The sequence below is a fragment of the Magnetofaba australis IT-1 genome, from assembly GCF_002109495.1.
In the GTDB taxonomy this organism is placed as follows: domain Bacteria; phylum Pseudomonadota; class Magnetococcia; order Magnetococcales; family Magnetococcaceae; genus Magnetofaba; species Magnetofaba australis.
Map to the genome: position 1 here is coordinate 269,399 of NZ_LVJN01000019.1, position 12,858 is coordinate 282,256.

Consider the following 12,858-nt stretch of genomic DNA (forward strand, 5'->3'; position numbering starts at 1 on the left):
GCCGCGTTACTTTTTCGGCTGCGGGTAGTGGCCTTTGCCGTGGATGACGTGGCGCACGCCGCCCTGGGGGTTGGGGTGGTCGCCGAAGCGGCGCGGGATCAGGTGCACGTGGACGTGGAAGATGCTCTGCCCAGCGGCCTTGCCCACATTAATGCCCACGTTGAAGCCGTCGATGGTGGGATCCTTCTGCAGCAGCTCGGCGCGGCGCTGCTGTAGGAGTTCGTTGATGGCCAGCAGCTCCTCGGGGGTGAGTTCGAAGAAGTCGCCCACATGGCGCTGCGGCAGGGCCAGGCAGTGGCCTTCGCTCACGGCGTTGGAGTCGGCCCATAGCATGGCCAGTTCGTTCTCGGCGATGAGCCAGTCGGCCTTCTTCTCCGGGCGGCAGAAGAGGCAGGGGTTGTTGGGATCGTTGGACATGGGGGCTCCTTCTGGCAGAGGTGATCGGCGGCGGCTTGGCGCGAATCGGCGTAGATTGCTGCGTCTGCGGCGCCGCGCTTTCATTCGGGAATATAGCCAATCAAAACCAAAATCAGACAAGGAACAAGCTTCATTCAGATGAGGAAGCAAAACTAACGAGGGTCCAGGGAAATCATTTCCCTGGTGGGTCCAGGGCAACGCCCTGGCGGGTCGAGGGCGGAGCCCTCGTGGGGTCTGGGGCAACGCCCCAGCCTCTTGAAGCGCCCCAACGCCTTTGCCTCTTTGTCAGATTTTGATTTTGACCGGTTATATTATTGCGAGTGTTGTATCAAATCTGCATCGCAGGCTCTATGTCTGATGCGGGCGTCGTTTTCGCTGATGCTCTGGCCAGACGCCCCAGCGCGAAAGAGGAGACCATGGCGCAGGATAAAAAATCCGATGAAGAGGCGATCCAACGGGAGCTCTCGGCCAACCAGAAGTTCAGCCTGAATGCCGCCATTGGGCGGCAGGCGGGGGGCCTGATGAAGGGGGCCTCTCCGGTGCCGCGCGCGGTGCAGGCGGCGACGGAGATCGACCACTTTGTAGAGCATCACCTGACCGATTCGTCCGGCGCGCTCACGGCGCTGCTGCGTCGCCGCGTCAAGGAGAGCGCTGCCCTGCTGCACCGTTTTGAGTCGCAACCGCTGCGCGCTCTGGAGGCGATCATCCAGACCATTCTGGCCGACGAGAGCGCGTTGCAGGAGTTCGTGCGGCAGGTGGATGTCTACTGGGGGCAACGCTATCACGAGCGGCCCCATTTTCAGCAGCCCGATCAGCCCGCCCACCCGGAGGATGAGTATACCCACGCCTCGGTGCGCAGAGACCTCTCCACATTGTTGGCAAAGATTGGCGAGGCCCCATCCTCTGGCTGACGGCAGGTCACAGCGCGCGCGCCACTTTCCACATCAAGCGGTCCAGTTTTGAGGCCATCTCCCGCTTCTGCTCGGTGAGGCGTGAGTTGGTGATGGCGGCAAAGCAATCGCCATTGGCGATGCGCGCCATGAAGGAGGTCGTCCCAGGCAGTGAGCCGGAGTGCCACCAGTTGTTGTGCTTGTTCACCCGCCAGCCGCGGGCGTAGTTCCGGCTCACAGGGTTGGGCGTGGTCATCGCTTGAATCGATTGCGCCGACAGCAGGTCCGGCGGCGTGGGAAATCCATCCACATGATTCAAAAAGCGAATCAGGTCCGTGGGCGAGGCGACCCAGCCGCCATGGGCGTCCATGCGGCGCACATTCATTGCATAGGGGGAGAACTCCCCGGCGCCGGTGTAGTATTTGGCTTCGCCGGGTAGGCGCTCAGTCTCGGTGTTGCCGCTGATCTCCAGCGAGTAGGCGCCGATGGGACCAAAGAAGCGCTCTTTCACATAGTGATCGTAGGGAGCGCTGGTGATCGCTTCAATGACGCGCCCCAGCACGCAGAAGCCAAAGTTCGAATAGGCGTATTGCGCGCCGGGGTCGGCGTCCAATGCTCGGGTCTTGAGGGTATGGCGAATCAACTCTTGAGTCGAAAGCGCCTTGTTGCGGAACATCGGGTCCTTGGACCGGTTGGACCAACCGCCGCAGGTGTGGGTGAGCAGATGGTCGACGGTGATGCGCTCCACCCGGGGATCTTCAAAAGAGCGGTATTGGGGGAGTAGACCGTTGGCGCCGAAGACGCGGTCGTGCTGGCCGAGACGGCCCGCCTGAATCAGCGAGAAGATTGCCGCCGAGGTGAAGGGTTTGGAGACGCTGGCGATGCGCATGCGGTGGTGCGGCTGCATGGGGATTTGCGCCTCCCTGTCCGCGTGACCGAAGCCTTGGGCGAAGATCAGCTCAGACTTGCGCGAAATCGCCATGGCCACGCCAACCACCGAGAATTCACGCCGATACGCCTCCACATATTGCGCGATTTTGGCGCTGCGGCTAGCAGCGATGGCAGGCGTTGGCGTGATGACGGGCAGGGCGGCCAACGAGGCGGTGGAAGCGAGAAATTGACGTCTGTTCATGCTGCAGGACGGTCCTTTGAGACAGGGGAAGACAAAATCGCACATTTCATTGACGGGAACATGGAAGATATCGAGGGCTCTGCCCTCGAGCTCCTAAGATCAACAGCCACACCGTGGGCGCTGCCCATGTATGGTCCGCTCCGCCACGGCAAGAGAAAATGTCCACTGATGTGTGAGGCTTAGTCGCGCCCATGTATCCGGCCTGTTGATGAGGGGCTTGTCGCCCTCTGGCCCTGATGGAATTTGCGCGTGGCCCTCCTCAACACACCCTCGGCCTCTATGGGCCCTTGGGCGAAACAGGTTCTTGACCACGCAGGGCTATGCCGTTTCACGCCATCAATCTCGACTCTCTCTCGCAACCTGGCTGGTGGGATCTCTTTCTCTTTCCTTATCGGCCTGTTTTTCTTTTAGAGTTGTATTGCGCTCTCTCTACACAGCGGCGCTGGCCCCATAGGCCTCCTGCTTCACCAGCATCGCCCACGCGCTGCGCGCCATGCGGTTGGCCAGCGCCACCACCGCTTTATTCGCGCCGCGGCGTTCCGACACCGACACCACCCATTGGCTGCGGCGATCCGGCTTGTTTTCACACACGCGCAAAGCCGCCCGCGCCCCATGAATCAACAGGGTGCGAAGATAACCGTTTCCCCGCTTGCTGATCCCCGTCAGCCACGCCTTGCCCCCTGTGGAGTGCTGATTTGGAACCAACCCTATCCATGCCGACAGCTCCCGGCCATTCTTAAACGCCCGCACATCCCCCACCGACGCCAACAGCGCCGTCGCCGTGATCGGTCCCACTCCCGGGATCGTCATCAGCAATCGACACTGCGGCTCCGCCTTGGCCAGCGCCTCAATCTCACGCTCATATTTGCCGATGCGCTCATCCAAATGCGCCAGCTCATCGCGCTCATCCTCCAGAATTACGCGAAAATTGGCGCTCATTTCCGAGCTCTCATCACTCAAAATCAGCACAATCGCCCGCCGCGCCTGCTTGATGCTCTTGGGAAAGACAATCCCATACTCGGCAAGCAGTCCGCGAATCTGGTTCACCAACGCCGTGCGGTTCTTCACCGCCAGACTGCGCACCCGATGCAACGCTAGAATTTCTTGCTGGGCAACGCTTTTGATCCCCACAAAACGCATATTCGGACGCTGTACCGCTTCACATATCGCCTCAGCGTCCACGCTGTCGTTCTTGTGCCGCTTCACGTAGGGCTTCACATATTGCGGCGCCATCAAACGCACTTCATGCCCATATCCCTGAAATTTCCGCGCCCAGTGATGCGCGCCGCTACTGGCTTCCATCCCCACCAGGCACGGCGGCAGTTGCGCCATGAACTCCAGTAACTTATCTCGTTTCAAGCGCTGTTTCAGAACGCTCTTGCCGCGCGCATCGACGCCATGCAACTGAAACACGCTCTTGCCCAGATCAATCCCCAGTACCCGTACCTGTCCGTTTTCGATATGATTGCTCATGGTCCGCTCCGACTCCGTTTAGATGGAAAAACACATCACCATCTTGGCCCATTGCGAGGCCGTTTGGGTAGCGGAGCGGACCATTCCATTACACCCGCTGGGGGCGCGGCCCCCAGACCCCGCCGCCGACCAGTCGGCGGCCAATAGTCAGCGCAGACCGAAATGTGTCACGCAAACATTGCCATTTTGTGCCGTATTGGTTTCGCATGGTTATACACGATGAATTCAGATTAAGATTTTCCGGTTTGCTATCAATGCGAACCATATTCCGCCGAACAGTTGCGCAATCATAGGGATAAAGTCTGGAATAATCTCATTGGCGCAGGAGGAGAAGTCGGCATGGATCAGGATGAATTCGACGAGGAGTATCCCACTGACGCGGATCATCTGGCCGCTGTGCAACGTTACGGTTTGGCGTTGGAGTTTGTGCGGGAGCAGACGCTCGCGCTCTGTCTGGCCGCCGTGGGGCAGAACGGCTGGGCGCTGGAGCATGTGCGCGAGCAGACGCTGGAACTCTGTGAAGCGGCGGTGCGGCAGGATGGGCGGGCGTTGCGGTTTGTGCGCCAGCAGACGCCTGCGCTCTGTGAGGCGGCGGTGAGTCAGGATGGGCGGGCGCTGGAGGCGGTGCGCGAGCAGACGCCGGAACTGTGCTTAATCGCTGTTCAGCGCAATGGATTGGCGTTGCGTTTCGTGCGCCAGCAGACGCCAGAGCTATGCCTGGCCGCAGTGCGACAGGATGGGTTGGCGCTGGCGTTTGTCAAACAGCAGACGCCAGAGATCTGTCGCGCTGCACTGGCGCAGGATGAACGCGCCGCGCGGTTTGTGCGGGAGTCGCCCAGCAATCCGGAATAGGGTTTGAGGCGGCTGGGCAAAATGCTATTTTGAAATTCAGTTTTTCTCCCCTTTCAGGAGTGTGTTTCATGTCTTCCATTGGTCTGTTTTTTGGCACCGACACCGGCAGTACCCGCAAAATTGCGAAAATGATCCAAAAACGCTACCCCGACGCCATCGACAAGCCCCTCAACGTCAATCGTATCACCCCCGAGGATATGCTGGCGTATGACCGCTTGATTCTCGGTACGTCGACGTTGCGGGATGGGCGTTTGCCGGGCTTGGCCAGCACCGCGCAGATGGAGGGGTGGTTGGAGTTTCTGCCCAAGTTGGAAGCGGCCAATGCGGACTTCACCGGCAAAACCGTGGCGCTGTATGGCCTGGGGTGTCAGGAGAAGTATCCGGATACGTTCTGCAATGGCTTGGGCATTCTGCATGAGTTCATCGCCGCGCGCGGCGCCAAGTGCATCGGCCAGTGGCCCAGTGACGGCTATGTGTTCAACGAATCCAAAGCGATTGGGCCGGACGGTCAGTTTGTCGGGCTGGCCCTGGATAACGATGTGGAGCACATGAAGACCGATGAGCGATTGAATGAATGGCTCAAGCTCATCACCCCGGAGCTGGGTTTGCCGTCTGTGTGATCCACAATCCGCGCCAGCAAAAAAAGCCAACAGAGAGTCCCTGTTGGCTTTTTTACTGGGGATTGCACACATCCGCCAATATTTGCGTGACGCAGGCCGGGCTTGTGCTGACTATTGGCCGCCGACTGGTCGGCAGCGGGGTCTGGGGGCCGGCCCCCAGCAGGGTGTGGGGCAGCGCCCCACGGTGTGGTTGTTGGGAGCTCGAGGGCGCAGCCCTCGATATCTTTCATTTTCGAAATCGCTTATGTACGATTTTTACTTTCATTGATTATAGGCGTAGTATCAATATTTCAAGTGTTGTTTTCCGCATCAGGTTTTTGTTGGCTTCAGGCAAAACGGCTACCTTTTCTAAGAATTGGCGACTCATCAGAGGATGACGGCGTGCTTGGGTGGGCGTTCACAAACGATTCCGCTTGGTTTGCAAGGCAAATGGGGGGTGGTGTGAAGAGGTTTCAAGTCGGTGGTCTGGGCGTGGTTTTGATCTTCGCAATGGGGGTTGGCGGCGCCATGGCGGACAATTTTGTGGTGGCGGGCATGTCAACAGCCAATAGGTGGCAAACTTCAGTCCCTTGTGAAAAAGTGCGTTGCCCTGCAAGCCATAAATATCTTTGGCGCTATGTGTCGTTTGGCAACAGGAAAACGTGTAGCAGCGGGGCCGCGTCTCTGTGCAGTTCGCTCAATGGCAGCGACTACGGCAAGACCCATATCGTCTATACCCTTTCGCCGGGGCAGAAGTGCCGCCAGATGAATCTGCCCTTTCTCGGTCTTATCCAGTCGCCAATGGCGCGATACGACATCTGCTCGGAGAAAATTCGCTGACGCTTTACATTGGCGGTCTGGTGGCACGCTTATGGAATCATCCGGGATTTTACGCTTAATGACATCATTCCTTTATCAATTGAGGAGCACCCACTTGATAATAATAAAAAAATGGAAACTATTAGGACTGAAAGGATTTTAATTGTTGGGTTGTGCATGGCTGATTTCCCCCGTACGAAATTGAGGTTTCTCCTATGTGCTTCCGGCTGGCTGCGAGACGCCTACCGCCTATTATGTCAGACCAAAACAGATTGTGTTTCCATAAAAAATACTTTGTGACCCAGTTGTGACCAAACGCAGCCCAAACCAGACCATTTCAGACCAATTGGGCGGTTTTCACATCCATCCTCAACTCACGAAAAAGCCCAAGCCAAATCAATGGCTTGGGCTTCGCCGCTTGCGCGGAATCTTGGTGGAGGATTCGACTCCCGAAACAAACCGTCTCTGGAGAATGTTGCGCCTGCAATGGAGAGGGGTTTGACACGAGATTGGAAACCAAAAATGATGGGTCCAGAAGAAGTGAAACATGCTCGGTTAGTGATAAGATTATTATAAACAATGCTATAACACATCTTTGTGATTTACATGAAACGAACATCTTGTCATTGCAAACTGATCCCGGAACGAAAAAAGACCATAATCTGTAATCGGCAATCGAAGCGTCACTGATCACGCCGATTTCCCAGAAAAACTCTAAATCATGGTCAGGACCAAGGTCGGTTCAGCATATTTCATCCGGGTTGATCTCTCCTGTTCATTCTCAGATGGCGTTTTTGGGTGGGGCAGGGGCGATCCGGAGCCAGACGGACCACGGAGGGATCGTCGGATCCTACTACTGGAGAAGCGGAATGGTTACTCGTTTGAGTTAAAGCCCAACTCCACAGGCAACCCAGCCAGCCGCCATTCCGGTAATCCGTCCTGAAGCCGACGCGCTTTGACGCCGCGGGCGCGGAGTTGCGCAACGGCGTCAAACGCCAGCACACACCACGGTCCCCGGCAGTAAGCCACAACCTCCTGCCCGGCGGGAAAACGGGCCAGGTTGGCTTCCAAATCCTTCAGCGGGATGTTGATCGCCCCCGGCAGGTGTCCGGCGGCGTACTCCTCCCCGGGACGCACGTCCAGTACGGTCACCGAACCCGCCCGCGCCAACTCCAGCAGTTCCCGGGCGGGGATGGGATCCATGCCGTCCCGGCTGGTCAGATAGAGGGTGATCAGTTTTTCGATGTCGGCCACATGATCTTCGGCCAGTTCCCGCATCACCGCCAGCAGCGCCACCACACGACCGTCCGCCAACCGGTAATGGATCCGTTGCCCCTCCCGGCGGGTTTCAACCAGCCCCGCCTGACGCAGGATCTGAAGATGCTGAGAGGTGTTGGCCACGGTGAGCTTGGATACTTGGGCCAGGGCTTCCACAGAGCGTTCGCCCTGGGCCAGGAACTCCAGCAGTTCCAGGCGATTGCCATGGGCCAGCGCTTTGCCGACCCGGGCCAACTGCTCGAAGATGAGGGATTTGAAAGGTTTCGTCGTGCCCATGTTGCGTCTCAAGCTTTCAACTAATTTATTGAATAAATCTATCACACCCCTGGCCGGTCGCCAACCTGTTCCATCCGCTCTTGTGTCCCCTATAAACTCAGCAAAAGACGACGCAGGTTGACGTCGGACGTCGCGGGTTTCCAGGTCCGTTGAGTGGGAACCCCTGTTTTTTTGGTGGTTTGGCTCCGATGATATTGGCCCTGTGTCTGTTTTGTCCACTTGACTGAGCGACGATCTCTGTCTCTCCAAGTATCTGACATGGGTTGGCTTTCTGGCCATCCTCGGTTCCGCAAAGGATTATGACGATTGACGGCTCTTCAATCTTCATGTATTCAAATGATCTATTGAATACATGCCTTGAAAGGAGTGCGCCGTGGAGCAGATGCTGCTGGAGCAGGAGAAGTTCATCCGCCTTGGGTTTTTCTTCGGGGTATTCGCCCTGGTGGCCCTGTGGGAGCTGGCAGCGCCCCGGCGCAGGTTGACGGTTCCCAAGGCCGGACGCTGGGGCGCCAACCTGGGAATAGTGGTTTTCAATACCGTCCTGTTGCGCCTGCTCTTTCCTATGGCAGCCGTGGGTTTGGCCCTGGCCGGAGAGGAAAAGGGCTGGGGCCTGGTCAACATCCTCGAAATCCCGACGTGGCTCGCCGCCTTCATCTCCGTGGCGGTGATGGACTTCGCTATCTACCTGCAACATGTAATGGTCCACGCCGTCCCCGTCCTGTGGCGGCTGCACCGCATGCACCATGCTGATTTGGATTACGACGTCACCACCGGAGCGCGCTTCCATCCCATCGAGATCGTCCTGTCGATGTTGATCAAACTAGCAGTGGTAATGGTCCTGGGGCCCCCCGCCGTGGCGGTCATGATATTTGAGGTGCTGCTCAACGCCACCGCCATGTTCAACCATGGCAACATCCGCCTTCCCGAGGGGATCGACCGGGTTTTGCGCTGGTTTGTGGTCACCCCGGACATGCACCGGGTTCATCACTCGGTCCATGCGCCCCTGGCCAATTCCAACTTCGGTTTCAACCTGCCCTGGTGGGACCACCTGTTCGGCACCTACTTCGCCCAGCCGCCGGAGGGGCATGAAGAGATGGAGTTGGGTCTGGATCATTTCCGTGACCCGAAGCAGGTCAACGGCTTCATCGGCATGTTGAAGCTGCCTTTCGCCCGCCATATCGGCGAGTACGCCATCAACCGGCGGTGGTGACAATGGCAATGCGACAAACCCATCTGAAACGCATCGGCCTGATCGGATTGCTCGCACTGGTGGGGATCGGTCTGTGGCAGGGGCGTTCCCTGGATCCTCAGCAGCTCATGCAATGGATTGACGGGCTCGGTCCCCTGGCTTGGCTGGCCTTCATCGTGCTCTACGCTGTGGCCACAGTCGCATTTTTACCCGGATCTCTACTCACCCTGGCGGGTGGGGCGCTGTTCGGACCGGTGCTGGGAACCTTTGTTAATTTGACGGGGGCCACTCTGGGGGCCGTCCTGGCCTTTCTGGCAGCCCGCTATCTGGGTGCGGACTGGGTGCGCGCCCGAGCTGGGGCCCGGCTAGGCGCAATTCTGGATGGCGTGGAGGCGGAAGGGTGGCGATTCGTCGCCTTTGTGCGGTTGACGCCGCTGTTTCCGTTCAACCTGCTCAACTACGCCCTTGGCCTGACTCGCATCTCGCTGTTGCCCTATCTGCTGGCCACCTGGATCTGCATGCTGCCTGGCGCGATAGCTTACACTTGGCTGGGCTATGTGGGCCGGGAGGCGGCGGCGGGAGGAGAGGATCTCATCCGGAAGGGGCTTCTGGCCATGGGGCTGCTGGTGGCTGTGGCCTTTCTGCCCCGACTGGTGAAGCGTTGGAAGGAAGGGCAGGGACCGCACTGGTCTATTGACGACCTTCATCGTCGTCGAGAGGAAGGCGAAACCATGACCCTGCTGGATGTACGCGACGCCAAGGATTTCAACGGTAAATTGGGACATATCCCCGGCTCCCTGAACATCCCTCTACCGGAGCTGGCGGCGCGTTTGGAGGAGCTCCGCGCCGACGGCCATGCCCTGGCGGTTGTCTGCAATACCGATAAACGCTCCGCCAAGGCAGTCCAGCAACTGCAGCGAGCCGGTCTCGATAACGCCATTCTGGTGATCGGCGGCGTTCAGGCGTGGAAGGGGCGTGGTTGGCCCCTGGAGCAGCGGTGACCCTCCAGGGATTTCAGATAGGCCAGCGTCGCCTTGGCGCGCCCGCCGAACTTGACCCAATCGGACTGCCGCTCAAACACCTCGGTCTGCAGCCACACCTTGGAGAGATCGGCCAGACTCATGATCTCCATCTCCGGCATTGTGGTGCGTTATTCATGGGTGTGACTATCCTGATGGTGATGGTTATCCGTGTGCGGCGTCTCCACCTGCTGGGGAATCGTCTCCATTTGGTTGGTCGGTAATGGCTGATGGACTGCATCATCATGATGGGGAAAGGGCATCCCGGCTTCTGTATGGTCGTGGTCAGAGCCGTGAGAATGATGAGCGGGTTGCGTTGCCTGGCCAGCCATAGCGGCCCCCCCGACGCCGTGGCGATAGACCAAATTGCCGCCTTTGTCGGCGCCATAGCCCATGACGCCGACCAGCGCCACTAGCAACGGCGCCAGCCACTTTCGTCCGGCACCGCGCCGGAACCCTTTGAAAGCCGTCAACGCCAGCGCAACGACTGTCAGTAGCGCGGTAAAGGTCAGCATGACGTCCCTGTGATCATGCACCAGATCGTGACCAGGGGAGTCGTGGCCCAGGGTTTCCGCCGCCACCCACCCGGCGCCCGCCGCTATCAACGCGGATCCAGCCCCTAAAAACACCAACCATTGCGCCGTCAGGCGAAACCCTTCTTTGCGAGTAATTAACCAAGCCGCCTCAGAGAAAATGGCGGTCGCCACGTAGGCGATGGGAAAATGCACCACCATCGGGTGCAGTGTGACAAACAAGCCCTGTGATTCCACAAGGGGGAGCAAATCCTCCATGACATACCTCCAAATCTTTATCAGTTAGTCCGCGCCGTGCGCTAACAAGTGATCTATCCCGCGCAGGCCGATTCAAACGCCCGGGGAGAGTCAGGCCACGGCGGGGGCGACCGTTTGACCCCGCTGTGCTCTCATCAGGTTGACGAAAGCGTCCACCAGAGCGGGATCCCACTGGCCGCCGTCGCGTTCATTCTCAAAAATGGCCAACGCTTTCTCCTGCGGCATTCCTTTGCGGTAGACGCGGTCGCCAGTCATGGCGTCCCAGGTGTCAGCAATGCACACAATGCGCGCCAACAGGGGAATCTCTTCCCCTTTCAGCCCATCGGGATAGCCCCGCCCATCCCAGCGCTCATGGTGCCAGGCGGCGATTTCGGCGAAGGCTTTGAAGCGTTTGAGCGGGCGCATGATGGTGGCGGTCATCATCGGATGGGATTTCATGATGGCGAACTCCTCATCCGATAACGCGCTGGGTTTGTTGAGCACGCCATCGGGAATGCCGATCTTGCCCAGGTCGTGCATCATGGCCCCGCGTTGCAACAGCTCCAGTTCCTGACCGGTGATGCCGACCTGTTTGCCCAGTAAAGCCGAATATTTCGACACCCGGGCCGAGTGCCGGGCGGTATAGGCGTCCTTGGACTCCAGCGCCTTGGTCAGGGATTGCAGCGCTTGCAGGTAGGCCTCCTCCTCCTCCTGGATCAGGCGCTGGATGCTGTCGGCCATGTTGTCGATGGCCTGGCCGAGCAGGCCGATTTCATTGAGACTGACATAGCGGGTGCGGTGGGTGAGATCTCCGCCTGCAATCCGTTGTGAGACTTGGCTAAAGCAGCGGATGGGCTGGATCAGACGGAAGTGGGTCACCGCCCAGATGGCGATGAACGCCACCAACGTGAAGCCGCCGACGATCAGCAGAATGCCTTGCTCGAAGGCGTCATCGCGGCTGTCGAGCAGAGCCAGGGTTTTGACCAGGTCCAACTCCGCCTCCAGCGCGCCGACGATCCGCCCCCCTCGACGAATGGGAATCGAAAGATGGGTTTTGACGAACGCTTCGCCGGTGACCGGATCAACGCCTTGCTCCATCTCTCCCGCCATATGGGAGTAACGCCCAGACAACAGAGTCGCCATGCTCTCGTTGGCGCTCTGCATGCCGCTGCGCATCATCCCCGAGCGCGCCATATCGGTGACGCCGTCAGCGCGGATGGTCTCTCCGGCAGAGCTTACCTGAACACGCATTTCGCCTTGAGCGTCAAACAGTGTGAGAGAACGGATGACAAAGTCGAACTCAGGGCGACTCTGTTCCTGTAGTCCCACAGAGAGCGTTGTGCTCACACGGGGCCAATTCTCCCACTCCGGCAATTCCGCCACCGACTTTTCAATCCCCCACAAATAGACCAGAGCCTGTTTTTTGGTCTGATCAAAGACCCCTTCGTGGTGGCGGTTCTCTGCGTAGCGGACGATCAGCCAGGCGCTTAATAGAATGATCGCGCCCAGCCAGCAGGTAATTTCCACCATCAAATTGAATTGAAATCGTTTCCGCATTGTTCAAACAGCCCCATCGTCTGCGCTTTACGCGCGCCTGTCTGACCAACCAACACGCTGTCATTACAGAATGCCGTTCTCCCGTTGCCACCAACGCACAAAGCCGACGATGTCATTGGCCTGCTGCATGGTGACCTTGGGTTGCGGCGGCATGTTGCCAAAGCGCCAATGGTGCGCGCGCACCCCGCGCCGCAGCGCCTGATGGAAGGCGTAGTCAGCATGGTGGCTGGGTTTGTAATAGTCGTGCACCAATGGCGGCCCGTGATCCGTCCCTTGCCCCCATTGACCATGACACTCCGCACACACCGACTGGAACGCCGTGACCCCGGCCTGATGCTCAGCAGGAACCGCTTGTGGCGGGGCCAATGCGATGGGGCTGGGACCCGCTGGTCCATGGGACATGGCGGTCATGGAGTCGCCCTGTTTTGGGGTCAGGGCGTTCATGGCGGCGACAAAGCCCACGATTCCCACTCCCACGCCAATGGCCTTCCAGTTTTTTTTCACGCGCGCGGTCAGGGACTCCGGCGCGGTGGGTTTGCGTTCACCGGGTTGCTTGCGCTTTCGCTTGTGTCGTTCCAAGATCTTCT

General features: G+C 58.8%; 14 protein-coding genes. 6 read left to right on the plus strand and 8 right to left on the minus strand.

All coding sequences use genetic code 11. The annotated features are described in order from the left end of the window. Positions 1-6: 6 nt before the first annotated feature. The gene (locus MAIT1_RS10435; RefSeq protein WP_085442220.1) at positions 7-417 is read right to left on the minus strand and encodes an HIT family protein; all 411 of its coding nucleotides are present in this window, start codon (positions 415-417) and stop codon (positions 7-9) included. Between the two features lie 416 nt (positions 418-833). On the opposite strand from MAIT1_RS10435, the gene MAIT1_RS10440 reads away from it, so the two are divergent. Continuing rightward, on the plus strand, positions 834-1,328 hold the full coding sequence (locus MAIT1_RS10440; protein ID WP_085442567.1) for a hypothetical protein: 495 nt from the start codon (positions 834-836) through the stop codon (positions 1,326-1,328). A gap of 7 nt (positions 1,329-1,335) precedes the next feature. On the opposite strand, the gene MAIT1_RS10445 is transcribed toward MAIT1_RS10440, so the two are convergent. Next, positions 1,336-2,439 carry a serine hydrolase domain-containing protein gene (locus MAIT1_RS10445; protein WP_158089427.1) on the minus strand — a complete coding sequence of 368 codons (1,104 nt, stop codon included), beginning with the start codon at positions 2,437-2,439 and terminating at the stop codon, positions 1,336-1,338. 429 nt (positions 2,440-2,868) lie between these two features. Then, positions 2,869-3,912, minus strand: a complete 1,044-nt coding sequence (locus tag MAIT1_RS10450; protein WP_085442222.1) for an IS110 family RNA-guided transposase — start codon at positions 3,910-3,912, stop codon at positions 2,869-2,871. Between the two features lie 339 nt (positions 3,913-4,251). Between MAIT1_RS10450 and MAIT1_RS10455 the strand changes: the two genes are divergently transcribed. The 3 genes from MAIT1_RS10455 (at position 4,252) to MAIT1_RS10465 (ending at position 6,203) form a co-directional block, all read left to right on the plus strand. Next, a complete protein-coding gene (locus MAIT1_RS10455) occupies positions 4,252-4,764 on the plus strand; it encodes a DUF4116 domain-containing protein (RefSeq protein ID WP_085442223.1) in 513 nt (170 codons plus the stop codon). 68 nt (positions 4,765-4,832) lie between these two features. Further along, positions 4,833-5,384, plus strand: a complete 552-nt coding sequence (locus MAIT1_RS10460) for a flavodoxin (protein ID WP_085442224.1) — start codon at positions 4,833-4,835, stop codon at positions 5,382-5,384. A gap of 441 nt (positions 5,385-5,825) precedes the next feature. Further along, complete coding sequence (locus MAIT1_RS10465) at positions 5,826-6,203, plus strand: hypothetical protein (protein ID WP_143814775.1); 378 nt, start codon at positions 5,826-5,828, stop codon at positions 6,201-6,203. An 852-nt stretch (positions 6,204-7,055) separates the two neighbouring features. Here MAIT1_RS10465 and MAIT1_RS10470 read toward each other — a convergent pair. Next, positions 7,056-7,736 carry an ArsR/SmtB family transcription factor gene (locus tag MAIT1_RS10470; protein WP_085442226.1) on the minus strand — a complete coding sequence of 227 codons (681 nt, stop codon included), beginning with the start codon at positions 7,734-7,736 and terminating at the stop codon, positions 7,056-7,058. A 373-nt stretch (positions 7,737-8,109) separates the two neighbouring features. On the opposite strand from MAIT1_RS10470, the gene MAIT1_RS10475 reads away from it, so the two are divergent. Continuing rightward, a complete protein-coding gene (locus MAIT1_RS10475; RefSeq protein ID WP_085442227.1) occupies positions 8,110-8,946 on the plus strand; it encodes a sterol desaturase family protein in 837 nt (278 codons plus the stop codon). Positions 8,947-8,948: 2 nt separating this feature from the next. After that, positions 8,949-9,926, plus strand: a complete 978-nt coding sequence (locus MAIT1_RS10480) for a VTT domain-containing protein (RefSeq protein WP_198947861.1) — start codon at positions 8,949-8,951, stop codon at positions 9,924-9,926. Here MAIT1_RS10480 and MAIT1_RS10485 read toward each other — a convergent pair. The 4 genes from MAIT1_RS10485 to MAIT1_RS10500 all read right to left on the minus strand — a co-directional run bounded on the left by MAIT1_RS10485 (position 9,884) and on the right by MAIT1_RS10500 (position 12,850). After that, on the minus strand, positions 9,884-10,048 hold the full coding sequence (locus tag MAIT1_RS10485; RefSeq protein WP_158089428.1) for an efflux RND transporter periplasmic adaptor subunit: 165 nt from the start codon (positions 10,046-10,048) through the stop codon (positions 9,884-9,886). The two genes, MAIT1_RS10480 and MAIT1_RS10485, sit on opposite strands and share 43 nt — an antisense overlap. A gap of 27 nt (positions 10,049-10,075) precedes the next feature. Next, complete coding sequence (locus MAIT1_RS10490; protein WP_085442230.1) at positions 10,076-10,735, minus strand: DUF2231 domain-containing protein; 660 nt, start codon at positions 10,733-10,735, stop codon at positions 10,076-10,078. 90 nt (positions 10,736-10,825) lie between these two features. Continuing rightward, positions 10,826-12,244, minus strand: a complete 1,419-nt coding sequence (locus MAIT1_RS10495; protein ID WP_158089429.1) for an HD-GYP domain-containing protein — start codon at positions 12,242-12,244, stop codon at positions 10,826-10,828. Positions 12,245-12,334: 90 nt separating this feature from the next. Then, entirely contained in the window at positions 12,335-12,850 is a 516-nt protein-coding gene (locus MAIT1_RS10500) for a c-type cytochrome (RefSeq protein ID WP_085442232.1), read from the minus strand. Positions 12,851-12,858: the final 8 nt, after the last annotated feature.

What these genes read in the sequence shown, in the direction of transcription:
- MAIT1_RS10435 (WP_085442220.1), bottom strand. Translation starts at nt 417, where the DNA reads ATGTCCAACGATCCCAACAACCCCTGCCTCTTCTGCCGCCCGGAGAAG.
- MAIT1_RS10440 (WP_085442567.1), top strand. Translation starts at nt 834, where the DNA reads ATGGCGCAGGATAAAAAATCCGATGAAGAGGCGATCCAACGGGAGCTC.
- MAIT1_RS10455 (WP_085442223.1), top strand. Translation starts at nt 4,252, where the DNA reads ATGGATCAGGATGAATTCGACGAGGAGTATCCCACTGACGCGGATCAT.
- MAIT1_RS10460 (WP_085442224.1), top strand. Translation starts at nt 4,833, where the DNA reads ATGTCTTCCATTGGTCTGTTTTTTGGCACCGACACCGGCAGTACCCGC.
- MAIT1_RS10485 (WP_158089428.1), bottom strand. Translation starts at nt 10,048, where the DNA reads ATGAGTCTGGCCGATCTCTCCAAGGTGTGGCTGCAGACCGAGGTGTTT.
- MAIT1_RS10490 (WP_085442230.1), bottom strand. Translation starts at nt 10,735, where the DNA reads ATGGAGGATTTGCTCCCCCTTGTGGAATCACAGGGCTTGTTTGTCACA.
- MAIT1_RS10470 (WP_085442226.1), bottom strand. Translation starts at nt 7,736, where the DNA reads ATGGGCACGACGAAACCTTTCAAATCCCTCATCTTCGAGCAGTTGGCC.
- MAIT1_RS10450 (WP_085442222.1), bottom strand. Translation starts at nt 3,912, where the DNA reads ATGAGCAATCATATCGAAAACGGACAGGTACGGGTACTGGGGATTGAT.
- MAIT1_RS10480 (WP_198947861.1), top strand. Translation starts at nt 8,949, where the DNA reads ATGGCAATGCGACAAACCCATCTGAAACGCATCGGCCTGATCGGATTG.
- MAIT1_RS10495 (WP_158089429.1), bottom strand. Translation starts at nt 12,244, where the DNA reads ATGGTGGAAATTACCTGCTGGCTGGGCGCGATCATTCTATTAAGCGCC.
- MAIT1_RS10445 (WP_158089427.1), bottom strand. Translation starts at nt 2,439, where the DNA reads ATGAACAGACGTCAATTTCTCGCTTCCACCGCCTCGTTGGCCGCCCTG.